Genomic DNA, 17,500 nt, shown 5'->3' on the forward strand with positions numbered 1-17,500 from the left:
AGCCATTATTCTTCCCGTGTTGAGTTTTAGCACTGTACAGCATAGGTCATACCAGCTACATTAAGAAAAACCTTAATCCGATCTTTCCTGTTGACCCATTGGCGTCTCTCGACATTTTTGGGCAGCAGCGTATCTCTATACAGGAGCCTCACCTAACAGAAGAGGTATTCAACTAATGCCACTATATGAAAAATTCTAGCCTATGTCAACGGAATTTCCTCTTAATCTATTTTTTATCAAATTTATTTGTTATACCGCATAGTATAGAACCTTCAGTATAAACCAATCCCGTCCATCCAGCCTGAAACCAGCCATTTCAGATACATCCAAAAATGTACCACCTCTCATGAGAAAGTCCTTTCACCGTTCACGACGCCATTCTTTCCTTTTTTTATTTATTAGTAAGGTAAATGATTCCCTCAACAATGGCTACGGCAATTAAAGAAAGACCAAACAGCGGCATCAATAAACCTAAAATCACCATGAAGAGAATAAAACTGACCGAAACACCTTTGGAGGCAACGGGCGGTGCTGAGATCTCGCCTTTCCTTTTTCTGGCCAGCCACGTCTTCATCCCCCAAAAGATGACCAAAAGGAAGGAAAGACAAACAGTCAAATTTATTATTTTATTGGGCCAGCCGAATAAATGACCTTCGTGTAATGGGATTCCCCAGGTAAACCATTTTGCTAAGATACCATAATCTTCATAGCCCACTTTTGAAATCAAGTTTCCATTATATTGATCGAAATAAGATGTCATTTCGTCATACGGACTCACATCCAAGCCGGTTACACCTGTATTGCTTCCCTTGGATACGGTGTATACCCCTTCTTCTGTCGCAGGATAAATAATGGAATAAGGTTTTTGAATATGTGCTTCATCGACCTTGTCCATCAATTGCTCAATGCTCATCATGGCACTTTGATTTGGCTTGTCCGACATCGCCATGCCGCCATGATGTTCATTCGAACCCTCTGATGATGGTGCCTTATTTTTACGGGTAGCCCAAGGAATTTCGCTCATATCCGAGGTAGGTGGTTGTTGTTTTAATGTTGGAATTCCAATGGATGGATGGTTTTGTGCTGCTGAGTAGATAAAATTCCCCATAAATGCCGACCAGGGTAAGCCTGTAAAAATAATGATAATCATCGGTATCGTAATAATAGTTCCCACCAGTGCATGCCATTTTTTACTTTTTTGCCGCTTGGAAGGATTCTTTCTTTTCTTAAAAGCCCTGCCCTTAAATGTCATATAAAGACCGGTAAATAGTAAGAATATTGCCCAGCAGGCAGCTAACTCAACCAAGTAATTGACGACCGTTCCACCAACAAATAGCGAACTATGAATCTCTCGCATTATATTTGAAAAGGTATATTTCGCATTTTGAGTACCGATGACCTCATTATGGTCATCCAAGAATACATATTTTTGATCTCCGTCTTTGTTGGTCATCGTTAATCTCGTGTTATACGGATCATCCAACACGATCACCTTTGAGATAGAATAACCTTTATTTTGTTCTATCGCCTTTTCAATTCCTTCATCGATTGTTAATTTTTCTGTTGTTCCATTTTTTCCAAAGAATAAGTGATCGTACGCTTTATTTTCCACATTTGTATAAAATAAATATCCGATCCCGCTTAGCGTTAATGTAATCAATAAGGGTGCGATAAATAATGCGGCATAAAAATGCCAGCGCCATAAACGATTATAATTGCCAGTTTTCACTTCTCAACCTCCATGATGACTTAGTATGTTTTACACTTTCAGTTTCTGCTTCTGCTTCCTCAAAAACTATACTGAGTATAAAGGGTTAACTCATCCTTAGTCATCGCTCCATGGAGTGATATTAGTGGACAATTATGCAACAAACAAAAAGGAGGCCTTTCACCTGAAAGGTCCACCTTTGTGCTTCTATTTATGACTCTTCCTTTTCACTGCTTTGCTTATTATACGCCATACCGCAGGAGCATCGGCTGTCTCCGAACAACAAATGATAGGCAGGGGGGAATTCTTGATTTACTCGCTGAACCTCTCTTGCAAACTCTCTGGCGTCAGTTGGAACTCTTGAAAGGGCATCAGCTTTTTTCTGTGTATCAATATAAGCACCCGGAGGAACAAATCGATTTCTTCGAACATGGACACCATTGGTAACAACCGCATTATAGGCGATAAATACGCCATCTTCAACAGTCGCATCATATACAATGGTCTTAAATCCTACAAATACATTTTTACCGATAAAACAAGGTCCATGGATAAGAGCCCCGTGAGCGACAGAAACCTTTTTATCGATAAAAATCGAATATTCCTTACCGTCTACTTTCACTGATCGATTCAATAAACCATGTAAAATGACACCATCTTGTAGATTGGTATTGGAGCCAATATGAAATGGCGTCCCTTCATCTGCCCGAATACTGACAAGAGGAGCTACATACACATTTCTTCTAATGGCAACATCTCCAATCACACTGGTAAATGGACTAATAAATGCACTTTTATCAATTTTGGGTGAGATCTGAATCGGATTAAACGATGTCTTGGGATTTGGACTAATAAATGGCTTAAAGCAGCAATCGGTATCCTTTTGATGACATGAAGATGATTCTTCACTATGTTTCAAGCAATCCACCTCGTTATATACTCATTTCAATCAGTTTATGCAGATTGCAAATATAGGCGACAATAATGATGAACATACAAACCTCTTTCCTCAAAATAAAAACAGCCGGAAAGCTATGTGCTCTCCAGCTGTTTTACTTTTGCACCTCCAAAAAGGCCTGGTGCAAATTGCCCTTCACTTTAAACTTATCGATGTTTAATCCTAATGAAACCATCGTTTGAGCTACTTCCGGAAGTATTCCAGTGAGTACGGTTGTTACCCCAAGTAACGATAAAGCATCAATCACTTTATACAATTGGTCCGCCACCATAGTATCCACAATGAGTACCCCGGATAGATCCAAAATAAGATTTTCCAGTTTTAGTTTGGATGATTGTTTTAAGGTTTCTTCCAAAATAAGTTGAGCTCTTTCTGTGTCAATATTGCCAATTAACGGTAAGACCCCTGTTCCTTTGACCAAAGGGACGATCGGGACAGAAAGCTCTAAAAACGCCGATTTAGCCTGTTCAAGAACTTTTTGGTAAGACTCCACATAACTTAAGCTAAAAAAGTAAACAGCATGGTCCAGAAGAGGGTCGATTATTTCAATAACCTCAAATATAGTTTCTACAGACAACCCGTGACTTATCGTTTCTTCTTTAATTGCTTTCCAAAGGTATGTGCGATAAAAGCTCGTATCAAACAAGGCTTGGTCAAGAGGGGCTCCGATTTTATATAGAAAATCCCCCGCTTCTCTTCCCCATTCGCGAAACTGCTCAATGCTGCCATCCGGATTTTCAAATTGGATCAGTGATTCTCCAAAAAGTTGAATCAATTGCTCCCGAAATTCCATAATTTTAGGCAATACTCTTTGAAAATCATTGGTTTGTTCAGGTGTCATCTGCACACCAGCCATTCGGTTTGAATGAATCATTTCGGCAATCGCTTGTTTCCGATGGATAAGTGCTTCTCCGAGCAGCTGCAAGTCTTGCTTCATTAGTTCAAGTCCTCCGGATCATTTTGATGGTATTATTTATACCCACATCATAACCTAAGTTTTTGGTAAGGGAAAGACGATTATTAAGAGTGAATAAGATACATTCATAAAAGTTATCATTCTACCGTAAGTTTTTGGATCTCTCACTAAAAAAATTAAATAGTTTATTATTATAGTATAGAAATTTTTCATGAAATGGTTTATTATAGTTATTTATTTACATTTATAGGGGGAAAAGCAACAAGTGAAAAAACCAACATGGGTATTCGCTGCATTATTAAGTAGTAGTCTGATATTTTCAAGCACGCCAACAACCGCGGCCACCAAAACGACCACTGTCCATTTTATGGATGTCGGCCAGGGAGATGGCACGTATATTAAAACCGCTGGCGGTGATGATGTGATCATCGATGCAGGAAACAAGGATGGCAGCGATGTTGTCGCTTACTTGAAGAGGCAAAAAGTGAAAGATATTGAAGTTATGATCGCGACACATCCTGATGCGGACCACATTGGCGGACTGGATGAGGTGCTAAAGGTATTTAAAGTCAAATCTGTTTATGCACCAAAGGTTTCTCATACAAGTCAAGCCTACAAAGATTTTCTGCTCGCCGTAAAACGTGAGGGGTTAACCATCAAAACGGCGAAAAAAGACGTAAAGGTGCCGCTTAAGGGTGTGTCAGCAAAGTTTGTTGCTCCGGTTAAAACGTACAGCAAAAGTGACCTGAACGACTGGAGTGCCGTTCTCCGTCTGGTGCATGGCAAGAAATCGTTCCTGTTCACAGGAGATGCCGAGGGTAAATCAGAGGCAGATATGATAAAATCCAAGGAAACCTTAAGAGCAAACGTTCTTAAAGTAGGTCACCATGGTGCGAAGACATCATCGAGTAGTGCGTTCATTAAAGCGGTGAGTCCGCAGTATTCTGTCATCTCTGTCGGTAAAAAGAATCATTACGGTCACCCTACAAAAGAGGTATTGAACCGATTAAAGAAAACGAAAGTATATCGAACGGATCAAAAAGGGGCTATCGTCTTTACAACCAATGGCTCAACGTTGACTGTAAAAACGGAGAAGAAGTAATGAAAAAAATCAAAGGAATCATTGATCGCATCGAGGGTGAGTATGCTGTCGTTGAAATCGGAAATGAAACCAGAGACATCCTTCGATCCATTCTGCCTAAAAATGTTCAAACCGGTGATGTCGTTTATTTTCAAGGTGATGAAGTCCTTGTTGATAAAGAACAGACAGAAAAGCGGAGAAAAGAAATTGAAGATTTGATGGATGAAATTTGGGAGGATTAGAAAAAGCAGCCAATTTGGGCTGCTTTTTCTATTGTAATGGCAGAGTAACCATTACAGCAGTCCCTTCATTCGGATCACTTTCCATCCATATACTTCCCCCATGAGCTTCAGTTAATTGTTTGGCGATGGTTAGCCCTATGCCACTCCCTCCAAATCGGCGGTTTCTGGATTTCTCCGTCCGATAGAATCGTTCAAATACCTTAGAAATTTCTTCTTTAGTTATTCCTATCCCGGTGTCTTTTATTGTGATAACAGCATCCCTCTCTTTAATCTCTATTGTAATGTCGACCCTCCCGCTTGCAGGGGTAAATTTCAAGGCATTTGTTAACAGGTTAATCATAACTTGCATGATTCTTTTTTTATCAATAAGCAATTGTATCTGCATTTTTTCATAAAAGGATAAGGCTACTCCTTTTTGCAGATAAGACTCTCGTAATGTACTCATGCTTTGTTGAAGGACTTCCCCCAAGTTTTCTTTTCGCTTTTCAAGTACAAAGTTGGGTGCTTCAAACGTCGTTAATTGTTCGAGATCATAAACCAGCAGGATGAGCCGATCAATTTCTTCTCCAAATGAATGCAGACGCTCAGGTGTAGCCACAAAGATTCCATCTTCAATGGCTTCCATATGACTCTTCAGAGTGGCCAGAGGCGTCCGTAATTCATGAGCGATATCACTGGTCATATTTTCTCTTGCAATCTCCTGTTTTTGCAGCTGTGCTGCTAACTGGTTTAAAGATTGCCCTAACTCCTGCAATTCATCATTTCCCTGGACCTTCACTCTAACATCGAGATCGCCTTTTGCCATTTTCTCTGCTGCCCATTTCATTTGCACAAGGGGTTCTGATAGTTTTCTGGCTACGAAATAGCTAATCACACAAACCAGAATGAATACCCCCAATAATGTCCATAGTATTGAACCGATGACCGCTCTCTCAAAATGAATGGCCAGAGGCTTAATTACCCGAAATTCAGGCGCATCCAATTTAAACATTGTAAAATGATAATGAATTTCCAACAAAATGACCAGGCTTGCTACCATTAAACTAATAGTTGCTGCCAGTATAAAAACAAGGGTCAACCGGGCATGCAGTCCTTTAATCTTCACTTCGGTTTCCTTCAAACTTATACCCCATTCCAAAAACGGTCTGTATGTACCGGGGCTCTTTAGGATTGAACTCTATTTTATGGCGAAGGTTTTTGATATGCTGGTCGATGGTGCGGGTTTCCCCTTCATAATCATAACCGAGCACTTTTTCCACAAGCTCTTCTCTAGTAAATGTGCGTTTAGGATGTCGCGCAAAAACGAGTAACGCTTTATATTCGATTGGAGTCAGACTAATAGAATTGCCCTTTAAAAAAACTTCTTTTGACTTTGCATTTATCGTTAACTCGCCTTGATGATAAGATATTTGGTCCGCCAGTAGATCGTTCTCATTGGAACGTCTCAGAATCGTTTTCACCCTCATTACAAGCTCCCTCGGACTGAACGGTTTAACCATGTAATCATCCGCTCCCAGCGACAGACCTTTTATCCGTTCTGTTTCCTTTGCTTTTGCCGTTAACATGAGGATGGGAACGGAAGCTTCTTGTCGAATGCTCTGGCAAATATCCTCGCCGCTGTAATCCGGAAGCATTAAATCCAAAATAACAAAATCAATGTGCCCTCTCCTTATATACTCCAGGGCCGCTTGTCCAGTAGCCGCTTCAATCGTTTGATAACCTTCGTTTCTCAAATACGAAGAGACAACCTCGAGTATTTTCTCTTCATCATCTACAATCAGGACGGTTTTCATCTATTTTCTCTCCCTTTCTTCTTCCTCAATTATAGACAAAAAGAGAATCCTTATGAAACACATGGATTCTCTTTGTTATCTTTATTTAGCCTCCAGCTCGTTTTCTGTTACCCATTTATGATTTTTAACCCTTTTTCCACCTGTTGTTGGGGTATAGTCCACCATATATACGGTTGTTTTTTCAGAGGATTCGATTATGGCTGAAGCATCTTTCATGCCCTTCATATGATCCGCCTTCAGCTTGACCTTTTGCCCTTTTTTCAGCGTTTTGTTTCCTGCATCCTGGATTTCTTCTTGAATGACCCATTTGTGATATTTAACGGGTGTTCCACCTGTTGTTGGTGTATAGGTTACCACATAGGCTGTTGTATCATAGGCCCCGGCTATTTTTGCTTTTGCCCCCTTCATCCCCTCCATATGATCCGCGTTAATAATCGCCTGACTACCCACTTCATACTCTGGGTCCATAGCTTTCTTCAGGTCCTTTGGTACCTCCCCGGTACCCGAATGATTCCTCCCCTCATGACTCATGCCTTCATCTTTTGTTTCATGTTTTTCCGAATTATTATCGCCAGTGTCATTTGAACACGCTCCAAGAGTCAACGACACCGCAAGCAATGATACAATCCAGATATTTTTTCTTTTCATGCTGTCTTCCTCCTTATGATTCATGCTGCTTTCATAATACAAAGCAGTTGTGAAGAAATTGTGAAGGAAGGAATTCTCTATCTTGTTCGATGCGTTATCTGCATTAGCCGCTGATACAGTTCTGTAAGCTAGAGAAACTTTTTGGTCAGCGTTTTCACAAAATCATTTATAAATTGCTCATAATTGAAAGAACGGCAATTCGATCCTTTAAATTCAATGGTTCCCGTTAAGGTTTCTCACGTAAATCAGCATCTGAACGTCCTCTAAAAAGAAAAGAGGAAACAACTCTTACCCTTTTCAATATGCTGGCTATTATCTCAGGATTGTGTGCTTGTCCTTATGGTTATCGGTATATATAAGAGGAACGTCCAAACCGGAAACTATTATTTACATATAATGTTAATTAGAAGTTTATTAAACTTCAAAAATATGTAGGAGGGCTACCATGAAAGGTCATCAGCAAAACCCAATCGTAAAGCATAATGTTTCTATTGCCAAAGATATTCTTAATAACAATAAAAATTTAACAACGGTTAATATTAAGTTGGACAAGTGCTCCTGTATCAAACAAAGCACCATCATTACACCAATTACCATTGATATCAACAGCATCCCCATTACATCTGTGAAAAATGGGTCATCTGAGAGAAACGGTCAGACAACAACGGTAACGGCGGGAAGAACAATAAGAACCACATCCGGTCCTTGGGTACGTGCAATCAGCTGCTCGCCTTCTAAAGGCAAACGAATCTGGTAGAGTACATGATAGCAGGCTCGCTTGAAACCAAAAAGACACCTTTTTGATGAGGTGTCTTTCTTTGTACCATTCTTCGTTTCACCAAAAGGATAAAGGCTTGCATTATAAAACACATGTATAATTAATCCACAAGGTATTTTGATTTTAAAAGAGGAGTTGTTGTTTCAAATGAGTCATTCACCCCTAACCATGAAAAGCCCCGTCCCCATTCTTCGTATGTTTGACGAGGAAAAAGCCAGAGAATTTTATCTATCCTTTTTAGGTTTCAAGGTCGATTGGGAGCATCATTTCGAAGATGATTTGCCATTGTATATGCAAATTTCATATAACAATTGTGTGATTCATCTTTCAGAGCATCACGGAGACTGCTGCCCCGGGGCTGCCCTCAGAATTGAAGTTGAAAACTTGGAGTTGCTACATACCAACCTGTTATCACAAAAATACAAATATGCCCGCCCAGGCATTGAGAACACTCCATGGAATACACGGGAAATTCGTATTGGCGATCCTTTCGGAAATAGACTTGTATTTTTCGAGAACATAGGGCAGGATTTGAACAGAAGTAATATCTTTAACCTATAAAAAGCAGTTCCAATTAATCTCCCTTGGACACGGATACAGGGGAGATTTCTTTACTTAACATTTATATATAAACTCCTAAATATTAAACCTATACTAATTTGGAAATAGTGTTTGTAAATTACACATTTAGTTTTTTTTCATTGATAATGGATATTGGCATACTAATGCTTACTGTGGTTCCTTGATTGACCTTACTGTCGACTTTAAGAGTTCCTTTATGTGATTCTATTATTTTGTAACATATCAGTAATCCTAACCCGGTACCATTCTCTTTTGTCGTAATAAAAGGTTGTCCCAAAATTGGGAGTTGTTCCTTGGGAATACCGACTCCCTCATCTTTGATAGTTATCAAAACTTGTTCGGGATTCCCTCTACTAACTACAATCTTTATCTGACCACCATTCGGCATTGCTTCCATTGAATTCTTTAAAAGATTAAGAAAAACTTGCTTCATTTGATTCTTATCAAGATAAAAATCAGGCAAATCTGATTCATATTCTTCTGTAATTTGAATGTTGTGATTTTCCGTCTTTAAATTCAATAATGCAATAACTTCTTTCAATACATGTTCTATATTTTGTTCTTTTAAGGCAACTTCCTTTGGTTTTGATAGATGTAAAAAATCGCCGACTATATTATTTATTCGTTCAAGTTCACTTTCCACGATCGCTATATATTGGTTCTCATGTTGGTTCACTTGTAATAATTGAATGAATCCCGATATAGAAGTTAAAGGATTTCGTATTTCATGAGCAATACCTGCAGCCATTTGTCCCAGCAGCGCCAATGCTTCTGATCTTTGTAAGAGAATTCTTGTCTCTTCTTTTTTTAAAGTAATATCTTTAATAACAGTTAGACTGACGTCTTTATTTCCATACTTAATATCATATGAGCTTACCTCGTAAAAACAAGCCATGCCATTTTTACTCTTTATTTCTATATCAACTGGTTTAGATTTACTTTCTTCTAGTAGGATTGCGTTCAACAATTGTTTAGTTAGAGGGGTCCCCACAAAATTATGCAACTCATTACCAATTGCTACATCCATGCTACTCAGATTTATTAGTTGAAGAAAGGGCTGGTTTAAGTACAGTATTTTTCCATTTTGGTGAATCAAAATAGATTCGGGCAAAGTATCGATAAGAAGTTTGTAACCTTCTTCATTAGCCTTTGATTGTTTTGCAAATTCACGTATTTTGTCATAATGCCAGCCAATGAGCCAGGCAATGAATGTGAAAAGGAAAAAATCAAAGGTCCAAAAAGGGTGACCGCTCCATATTTTTTGATAAGTGGTAAAAGCAATTGAAAGTGAAATTAATGAAAGCTGTCCAACTTTCCTCATATATACTTCTCCAACAAATGTTTTTATCTTATAATATCATATACGGTCTGAATTTTCAGTCTATTAATGAAAAATAATTGGTTGATATAATTCTTTGATTTAAAAAATTCGTCAACGTTTTTATATTTAAGCGTTTGTTAGTCATTTATCTTGCTCTGGCTTCATGCCGGACACACAAAAAAAAGACTGTTCAGGAGCGAACAGCCTTTTTTCTTATACCAACGCTTAGTTGCTTCCTATTATGCTTATTTCTCGGTTTGTTCGGGATGCCACCATAAAGCATCTTTTGGATTTTCAACGGCTTCATTGAACTCAGACTTAGAAGCAACTGTCGGGTAAGAACCCTTGAGAGATTTTCCTGCTGTGTTAGTGAAAAAGAACAAAATAACTAAAAATCCAATAATACTCACAATGGTTAAATAGAATGCAGGTGCTAAGTTATTCCCTGTTTCGTGAACTAGCCATGTGGCAACTAGAGGAGTCGTTCCCCCAAATAGTGAAACAGAGACATTAAAAGTTACAGCTAATGTTCGATAGCGAATATCTGTATAGAACATTGTCGGTAAGGTTCCAGGCATGGTTCCTTCATAAGATGCGAGTAGAAAACCTAGGATCAGGATACCTATCGATATAAAGACTAAAGTATTCAAGTTTATTAAATAAAAACAAAGAACAGACAGTAGGGTTAAGCCTCCTAAACCAATTAAGATAACAGCCTTATTTCCAATTTTGTCACTAAGCTTTCCAAACATGAAAGCAAGCGGCACCATAAGAATCATAATAACTGTAATTAATACGGTTCCTACAGTGTTAGACAACCCTATTATTTCATTTAAATAAGACGGCATGTACGATAATAGCATGTAGTTTGTAATATTAAAGAAGGCCACAGCTACAAAACATACGAAAACATCCTTTTTGTGATTTTTTAAAATCGAGAAGAAGCTTTCTTCTTCAACCTCATCATCAGAATCAGCAAGTTCATTTTCAAAGATCGGTGTTTCCCCTAAACTGCTTCTTAAATAAAACCCAATTAGACCTAAAGGTAAACCAAGTAAAAACGGGATTCTCCAACCCCAAGAGGCCATCTGATCATCAGATAGAAGTAGAAACAGCAAACTAGCCAGCAATGAAGCCAGTATATATCCTGTGAGAGTACCAATTTCCAATCCACTTCCAAGGACATTACGCTTATTGTCTGGAGATGATTCAGCGATATAAACCATTGCACCAGCGTATTCACCACCAGTTGAAAACCCTTGAATAATCCTTGCTATTAATAATAAGATCGGAGCCCAAATTCCAATTTGATCATATGTAGGTAATAAACCGATTAATAATGTTGATAAAGCCATCAAAATAATGGTGGTTGTTAGAACAACTTTTCTCCCTAACTTATCTCCGATCCTTCCGAATATAATACCTCCTAACGGGCGCATTAAAAAAGCAATCGCAAAAGTGGCAAATGTAAACACTAATTTTAGCTCGTCATTCTTAACAGCACTAAAAAAATTTTGACTAATGATAACCGCTAGATAGGAATATAAACCAAAGTCATACCATTCCATTGCGTTTCCTACACCAGTAGCAAACACACTTTTTCTCGCTTTTTTTATATCGACAACATTAATTTTTTTCTTGTTAAACTTCATTAGTAGTATGTCACCTCTGCAGTATATGATTATACGAAAATGAGAAGCAAAATCAAACTTTAGGCTTGCTTCATAAGTAATACAAAAGCATAAATATCATTTTCACAAAAATTTTTACATACATGTAATTTCGGTAAATATTTGAAACACCACTGCCATGCCTCATGAAACTACATGAATAATTGATAAATTTGTTACTGTTCAATTAGGTATACCTCTTTTATTAAGGGTTTACACGTTCAAAAAATACTATTCATTTTCCGGTAATTATTAGCATAAGCATTATCCATTTTGCGTTAAAATATAACCAGGACCAGGATCTGAAGAAATAAAGGTGACTAGCTCAGGTTAAACCGCGTCATTAAGTAATAGAGGTTCGTTTCTTTACCGTACTGATAACCAGCATATCGATATGGATTATCCTAAACTGAATCCGACTCTTCAACATTAATCGCATTCCCCCACCTTGTCGAGAGTATAAGATATCTTGTGTAAATACATAAAAAAGAAGACTTCATAAAGAAATGATGTCTCCCTCGATTAATAAGCTAAGCTAAATAACGTTTTAATATGTGATAGATACTGATCATCCCTTGCTTGCTTCATAAGGAGTGCTGGTGAACCCTATTAGTTCTGTTCTATTTTCACCGCACAACCAAGCGAAACAGAAAGATAAATATATGTCTGAACTGGGGAAGCTCTCCCCCATTAAAAGAATGCTATTGGTCATTATATAAAAATCATTCTATAATTTTCTCCATTAACATATGATCAACATAAACACTTCATTTAAGTAAGTGTTATGTTTTCAGTAAGTTTCCTAAAACTCCTCAGTCTTCTTCCATCTTGAATTATAATTCTTTAGATTTTAGATTTTTAGCGAAGGATTAAACAATATAAACCTTTGATTATTAAGTACAAATCTTTCTTGTGATTTTACTTTAAGAGTGCTCTCCAATAATGAATATTGAGATATCGTCTTTTCATTTAAGAATTTTAGTCTATATTCGGGGATTTACTGAATTGGGGCTTAAATATTCCTTATTTGAGTGCATCTTCAACTAGTTCTAAATTTATAATGTTTAGGAGGCTAAGATGGAAAAGCGTGGAGAATTATTTCATTCATTGGAGGGAAAAAATATCTACTTCAAATCATTAAATATTAGGGACACTCAAGAAATACATAATTATGCATCAGATCAAGAAGTTTCACAATTTATTGGCTGGAACTTAATGAGTACCTTGGAGGAAACTCGTCGGTACATTGAAGTAATGTTAAAGCGTGAGGCGGAAGGTACTCATCTATATTCCTCCGTTGTTGAAAAACATACTCATGCAATAATAGGGACAGCCATGATTTTCAATTTTGACCATAAAGCAAACAAAGCCGAAATTGGTTATGTGTTGAATAAACATCATTGGGGTAAGGGGTATGGCAGAGAGATGGTTGCAATGATGACTAATTTTGCATATTCCTCTCTTAAGCTCCATAAACTCCATGCCGTCTTAGTGGATGCCAATATTGGATCTGCTCGAATACTTGAAAAGAATCAGTATGAATTAGAAGGACGTTTAAAAGATCACTATTTTATAGAGAATACGTATTATGATGCATTGCTTTTCGGGAAAATACTGACCTCGGAAAGCAGCTTTTGTTGAAAACTTCCGATCTGAATCCTGACTTAAATCTGTGTCAAAATGTAGACAAGTGGCTCCATATCCTTTGTACCAAAAAAGTAAATTTGGTTGGCCAAAAATAGTTCATAGTATGAATGACGCGAAGACGCTGGTTTCCCTTCCAAATTTAATATCGTCTGGGGAGGAGCGTTTTCCACGGTTTCAAACTTCATATCCTGAGGCAGCTGCATTAAAAAAATCATGGGCACTTTTGTTTTATAGGTGGCGGGCGTTTCATTATCCAGCAGCCAGTCTGGGCTCCCTCCTATTTTTGCATGGATTTCATCAGGATTCTCTGCTGGTGACTGGCGCCATCTCACAAATTTAATGATTTGATCATAGTCGTTTCGCAGTTCTCCATTCTCTGTTTCAAAGAGAAGGATTCTGAAGTTTTTTTGGTAGGATTCCAAAAACCCCTGCGGTATATCTATTCCCTTTAATGTATCCTGAAGCATCTCGGGGATCAGGAAATCTTCGTGTGCACACTTTGTACAGGCAAAGACTGCCATCGTTCTTCCTTCCCAGCTATGCTTCTCTGGGAAGGATACTTGAAAAAAGAAGGTCAGTTTTTCACCGCACAACTCACACGTTGGTAAAGGTTCTGAAGCGGGCATGCGGGGAAATCCGCCAATGAATGTCAGATCACCTTCCTCTTGTTGTCCGGATTCCTTCATTAGAAGATAGCTTTTTTCCATTCCCATCACTTCCTTACGGGTTTTTAAAAATCCTTGTTATCGTATTGCCATTGATTCTTACGGAATAGGCTACCTCATGCGGCCGTATGGCACCTGGTGCATACTTCGGAACGACTCGAACAAATACGGTTTTGCCAGCTTTCACTTGATCGTGGATCTGTTTCTCAAAAGCCCTGAACGCCCCGCGGTTAATGCTGTGGTTTTGAGGAAACAGGTTGGCTGAGTTTTTATTGCCAAGCCCGCCGAGCTTGTTTCCAATCGCATGTCCGGCATCGTCCGTATTTTTTCCGCCGAAGAGTTTCATTAACTTTCTTGATGCGTCATTCGTATCCGTTCCTTTTCCAAGGCTCTTTGGATCAATTTTTGCAAAAACTGCCCGCAGCTCACCATTTTTTCCAAGAGTCGTTCGATACACAAGTCCATCCTTTGTCACAAGCTCGTATTTTTTCCATCCGGAAGCGGTTTTTAATAGTTTCTTTCCAACTATTTTTCCAAAAGGCAGCCGGTTAAACCCGAGTGTAAAAACAGCGGCCGCTGCATATTCCGGAGACAATAATTTACGCGGATGACGAAGCATATCAGCAATTTGATGCCCGCTTTGGGCCAGTCCCGCTGCTGCTGAAACCGCCCCAAGCGCAGACCATACGCCAAGAAAAGGGAAAAACAGCGCAAAGGCACCTGCAAGCAGCATGAATTTTTCAGTTCCAGATAATCGATAATCCCACCAGTTCTGCAAGGAATCGAATAGACAGGCAAAGCACGACTCAAGACCTGAGGTACCGGAAAACCATCCATATCCTGCAAAAATAAGTATAGCTGAAAGAAACATTAGCGCTCCGTAATATTGGTACATAGTTGCTGAAAGCTCATGGACTCTGCTTTTTGCCTCCTCATCTCCGCGTACCAGCGTGAACCCCAGCTCTCTCCGTTCTCTGTAGAAATACAGCAGACTGCCAAACTTTTCTCTGTCACGATAAAAAGATGAAAGCAGGTTTCGCAGTTCGCTGACTGGATTGATCATCCTTTCTTCTGGCAGCAGGAGCAGTTTGTCTTTTGCCTTGTTCAGATCCCAGTAATCGATGATAACGGCCGCGATCAGCATACCTAAAAAAAGAGGTTTCGATGCATAACCGCTTCCCAGCAAATCATGAAATCCTCTTAGAACAGCAGGTGCCCGATAACCGGCATTCCACACGATATGATCCAGGATACATAATCCCAGCAAACACAAGGGTATTAAAAAAGTAAATCCCTTTAATCGATGCTTATACCTCATGGCCAAACCAAAGCCAACGGTGACCATTGCTGTAAGTACCGCATGTCCTGCACTGGTCCGTTCATTGAAAATATACCCTTCAAAGTACCCGGGAAACAGACTGAAGAAATCCCAATGAAGGACTTGCCCGGTCAGCAGACTTTTTCCATAAAAAGCTCCTGAAACCAGCCGCCGTGCGGTTTCCTCCAAAAATTGAAACCCTGCTCCTGTGGCTGCACCAGCCAAAGCATAATCACTCAAGCTTAGTGCAGTGGCCCTGCGGGATAAAAATAAATAAATGGTAAGAGGAAGCAATTTCAGCACCTCTTCTGTTACCGGCGTTATAAAAGACTGGCTCCAAACATCAAGCGCCCTGCCTCCAAACACGGCTGTAATAAGAAGGACAATCATCGCATTGAGCGGCGCAATAAGCCAGGATCCCGCCATAAAGAAATACGTGAATTTTCTCCATGTGAACGTCTTGCTCCTGCAAAGAATCCAAAATTGTAATAAAAGATAAAATGACCAAAGAAACTGAACAAACATGATACGGGAATCTTTAATGAAAAATAAACTTAAAATAAAGAGCAGGAGTGAGATCCAAGAGAGGATAGAATAAAGTGCCATTATCCAAGGGTGAGACTGCATCCAACTCATGATGCGATGAACAAGGGCCTCGATTTTATGTCGCAGTGTTAAGCGTACACGTTCCAGTTTGATTTTCAACATTACCACTCCCATAGAAGTTACTTCTGTGAAGGACATGGTGTTTTCGGTTTCTTACTATACGCGAATAAGAAGCAAATCTAAATAGGTCAATATTTTCAATTTTCCAAATTATTCTATCGAATTGCCTAGAAAAGACAAAAGAAAAAAGACTGCTAAAAAGATAGCAGTCTCCTACTCACTCCAAGATTATATTCTTAGGCCAATTCAATACCACCTGTAATTCCATACGTTTGAGCGGTTACGTAACTGGATTCATTGGAAGCCAAAAACACGTAAACACCAGCCAGTTCAACAGGTTGCCCGGCACGCTTTAATGGGGTGTCCTGTCCGAACGTCGGGATAGCTTCTCCGGGCTGTCCTCCGGAAATCTGAAGCGGTGTCCAGATCGGGCCGGGCGCTACTGAATTCACGCGAATTCCCTTTGGGGCCAACTGCTTGGCCAGTCCACGGCTGAACCCATTAATTGCAAATTTGGTAGCTGCATAATCCAGCAGGTTTGGACTTGGGTTATAGCCCTGTACAGATGTGGTAGTAATGATGGACGCACCCTCCGGAAGATACGGCAACGCCGCCTTCACCGTCCAGTACAAGGAAAATACGTTCACTTCAAAGGTTTTCCGAAGTTGCTCAGTGGACAGGTCTTCGATATTTTCAACTGCCTGCTGTTTCCCTGCAACGAGCGCCAGAATATCCAATCCATCTAAAGCTGAGTAAGACTCCTTAATCAATTCCTCACAAAACGCTTCATCACTCAAGTCGCCAGGCAATAGCACAGCTTTTCGGCCCTCTGCTTCAATGAGCTGTTTGACTTCCTCTGCATCAGATTGTTCCTCAGGCAAATAATTGAGGGCAACATCCGCTCCTTCCCGGGCATAAGCAATGGCTGCTGCTCGGCCAATCCCTGAATCTCCGCCGGTAACCAGCGCTTTCCTCCCTGACAGCCTTCCTGAACCTTTGTAGCTTTTTTCTCCGCAGTCAGGAAGCGGACTCATTTGACCCTGAACCGCAGGTGGATCCTGGTATTGTTTGGGATAATCCTCATTAAAATATTGTGTTAAAGGATTTACTGGTTTGGACATCATCATCGCTCCTTAGGTAGATAGGTCACTAGCATTTATACAGTAAAACAACACAATTCAGTATTCTCATTCTGTATAAATATACCTTTTTGGACTTCCCCAATCGATGGTCTTTGAAACCCTTCAACACATGAAATATTAAAATATCCTTCAACGTGTTTACGAGAGCTGTTCATCAGGGAAACCTATCAAAAATGGAAAAAAGGAGGATGCAAGATGGATAGAAAAAAACCCATTCTTTCACCACTCATTGCCTTTTTTGTCATTATCGGTGTCTGGATCGGGGCGGGGATTCAATCAGATGATGAACATGTCCAGCACAACAGTAAAAGTGATGCTAAGGTTTATTATAAATTGTAAGTTTTATAGAGTCAGCTGCGTGATAA

Annotated in this window: 17 protein-coding genes and 1 riboswitch; of the genes, 6 read left to right on the top strand and 11 right to left on the bottom strand. The window is 39.4% G+C overall.

Annotation, left to right across the window (positions count from 1 at the left end; translation table 11 throughout):
• Positions 1 to 5: 5 nt before the first annotated feature.
• Positions 6 to 167, bottom strand: a riboswitch (M-box (ykoK) riboswitch).
• Positions 168 to 391: 224 nt separating this feature from the next.
• The 3 genes from QNH15_RS16325 to QNH15_RS16335 form a co-directional block, all read right to left on the bottom strand.
• Positions 392 to 1,729, bottom strand: a complete 1,338-nt coding sequence (locus QNH15_RS16325) for a PepSY-associated TM helix domain-containing protein (protein WP_283889342.1) — start codon at positions 1,727 to 1,729, stop codon at positions 392 to 394.
• A 190-nt stretch (positions 1,730 to 1,919) separates the two neighbouring features.
• Entirely contained in the window at positions 1,920 to 2,627 is a 708-nt protein-coding gene (locus QNH15_RS16330) for an LbetaH domain-containing protein (protein ID WP_283889343.1), read from the bottom strand.
• A gap of 133 nt (positions 2,628 to 2,760) precedes the next feature.
• A complete protein-coding gene (locus QNH15_RS16335) occupies positions 2,761 to 3,603 on the bottom strand; it encodes an STAS domain-containing protein (RefSeq protein ID WP_283889344.1) in 843 nt (280 codons plus the stop codon).
• Positions 3,604 to 3,892: 289 nt separating this feature from the next.
• On the opposite strand from QNH15_RS16335, the gene QNH15_RS16340 reads away from it, so the two are divergent.
• Positions 3,893 to 4,684 carry a ComEC/Rec2 family competence protein gene (locus QNH15_RS16340; protein ID WP_283895610.1) on the top strand — a complete coding sequence of 264 codons (792 nt, stop codon included), beginning with the start codon at positions 3,893 to 3,895 and terminating at the stop codon, positions 4,682 to 4,684.
• Complete coding sequence (locus QNH15_RS16345; protein WP_061972806.1) at positions 4,684 to 4,905, top strand: DUF3006 domain-containing protein; 222 nt, start codon at positions 4,684 to 4,686, stop codon at positions 4,903 to 4,905. Before QNH15_RS16340 ends, QNH15_RS16345 begins: the two co-directional genes overlap by 1 nt.
• 28 nt (positions 4,906 to 4,933) lie before the next feature.
• On the opposite strand, the gene QNH15_RS16350 is transcribed toward QNH15_RS16345, so the two are convergent.
• From QNH15_RS16350 to QNH15_RS16360, 3 genes are all read right to left on the bottom strand, one after another.
• Positions 4,934 to 6,025: a sensor histidine kinase gene (locus QNH15_RS16350; protein WP_283889345.1), complete on the bottom strand. Its 1,092-nt coding sequence runs from the start codon at positions 6,023 to 6,025 to the stop codon at positions 4,934 to 4,936.
• Complete coding sequence (locus tag QNH15_RS16355; RefSeq protein ID WP_283889346.1) at positions 6,000 to 6,698, bottom strand: response regulator transcription factor; 699 nt, start codon at positions 6,696 to 6,698, stop codon at positions 6,000 to 6,002. Before QNH15_RS16355 ends, QNH15_RS16350 begins: the two co-directional genes overlap by 26 nt.
• Before the next feature lie 81 nt (positions 6,699 to 6,779).
• Complete coding sequence (locus tag QNH15_RS16360) at positions 6,780 to 7,346, bottom strand: YdhK family protein (RefSeq protein WP_283889347.1); 567 nt, start codon at positions 7,344 to 7,346, stop codon at positions 6,780 to 6,782.
• Between the two features lie 445 nt (positions 7,347 to 7,791).
• Here QNH15_RS16360 and QNH15_RS16365 point away from each other — a divergent pair, with 445 nt between their 5' ends.
• Positions 7,792 to 8,103, top strand: a complete 312-nt coding sequence (locus tag QNH15_RS16365) for a hypothetical protein (RefSeq protein WP_283889348.1) — start codon at positions 7,792 to 7,794, stop codon at positions 8,101 to 8,103.
• A gap of 168 nt (positions 8,104 to 8,271) precedes the next feature.
• Positions 8,272 to 8,685 (top strand): glyoxalase superfamily protein, encoded by a 414-nt coding sequence (locus tag QNH15_RS16370; protein ID WP_283895611.1) that lies wholly within the window; start codon positions 8,272 to 8,274, stop codon positions 8,683 to 8,685.
• Positions 8,686 to 8,803: 118 nt separating this feature from the next.
• Here the strand turns inward: QNH15_RS16370 and QNH15_RS16375 are convergent, their stop codons facing one another.
• Both QNH15_RS16375 and QNH15_RS16380 read right to left on the bottom strand, forming a co-directional pair.
• A complete protein-coding gene (locus tag QNH15_RS16375) occupies positions 8,804 to 10,027 on the bottom strand; it encodes an ATP-binding protein (RefSeq protein ID WP_283889349.1) in 1,224 nt (407 codons plus the stop codon).
• A 245-nt stretch (positions 10,028 to 10,272) separates the two neighbouring features.
• The gene (locus QNH15_RS16380) at positions 10,273 to 11,679 is read right to left on the bottom strand and encodes an MFS transporter (protein WP_283889350.1); all 1,407 of its coding nucleotides are present in this window, start codon (positions 11,677 to 11,679) and stop codon (positions 10,273 to 10,275) included.
• Between the two features lie 1,095 nt (positions 11,680 to 12,774).
• Here QNH15_RS16380 and QNH15_RS16385 point away from each other — a divergent pair.
• On the top strand, positions 12,775 to 13,338 hold the full coding sequence (locus QNH15_RS16385) for a GNAT family N-acetyltransferase (protein ID WP_283889351.1): 564 nt from the start codon (positions 12,775 to 12,777) through the stop codon (positions 13,336 to 13,338).
• Between the two features lie 23 nt (positions 13,339 to 13,361).
• Here the strand turns inward: QNH15_RS16385 and QNH15_RS16390 are convergent, their stop codons facing one another.
• The 3 genes from QNH15_RS16390 to QNH15_RS16400 form a co-directional block, all read right to left on the bottom strand.
• On the bottom strand, positions 13,362 to 14,051 hold the full coding sequence (locus QNH15_RS16390) for a hypothetical protein (protein WP_283889352.1): 690 nt from the start codon (positions 14,049 to 14,051) through the stop codon (positions 13,362 to 13,364).
• A gap of 13 nt (positions 14,052 to 14,064) precedes the next feature.
• Positions 14,065 to 16,035, bottom strand: a complete 1,971-nt coding sequence (locus QNH15_RS16395; protein ID WP_283889353.1) for a DNA/RNA non-specific endonuclease — start codon at positions 16,033 to 16,035, stop codon at positions 14,065 to 14,067.
• 194 nt (positions 16,036 to 16,229) lie between these two features.
• Positions 16,230 to 17,114, bottom strand: coding sequence for an SDR family oxidoreductase (locus QNH15_RS16400; RefSeq protein WP_283889354.1), 885 nt, complete (start codon positions 17,112 to 17,114; stop codon positions 16,230 to 16,232).
• Positions 17,115 to 17,330: 216 nt separating this feature from the next.
• Between QNH15_RS16400 and QNH15_RS16405 the strand changes: the two genes are divergently transcribed.
• On the top strand, positions 17,331 to 17,474 hold the full coding sequence (locus QNH15_RS16405; RefSeq protein WP_156412586.1) for a hypothetical protein: 144 nt from the start codon (positions 17,331 to 17,333) through the stop codon (positions 17,472 to 17,474).
• The last annotated feature ends 26 nt before the right edge of the window (positions 17,475 to 17,500 follow it).

The sequence above is a fragment of the Fictibacillus enclensis genome, assembly GCF_030123385.1.
Classification (GTDB): domain Bacteria; phylum Bacillota; class Bacilli; order Bacillales; family Fictibacillaceae; genus Fictibacillus_C; species Fictibacillus_C enclensis.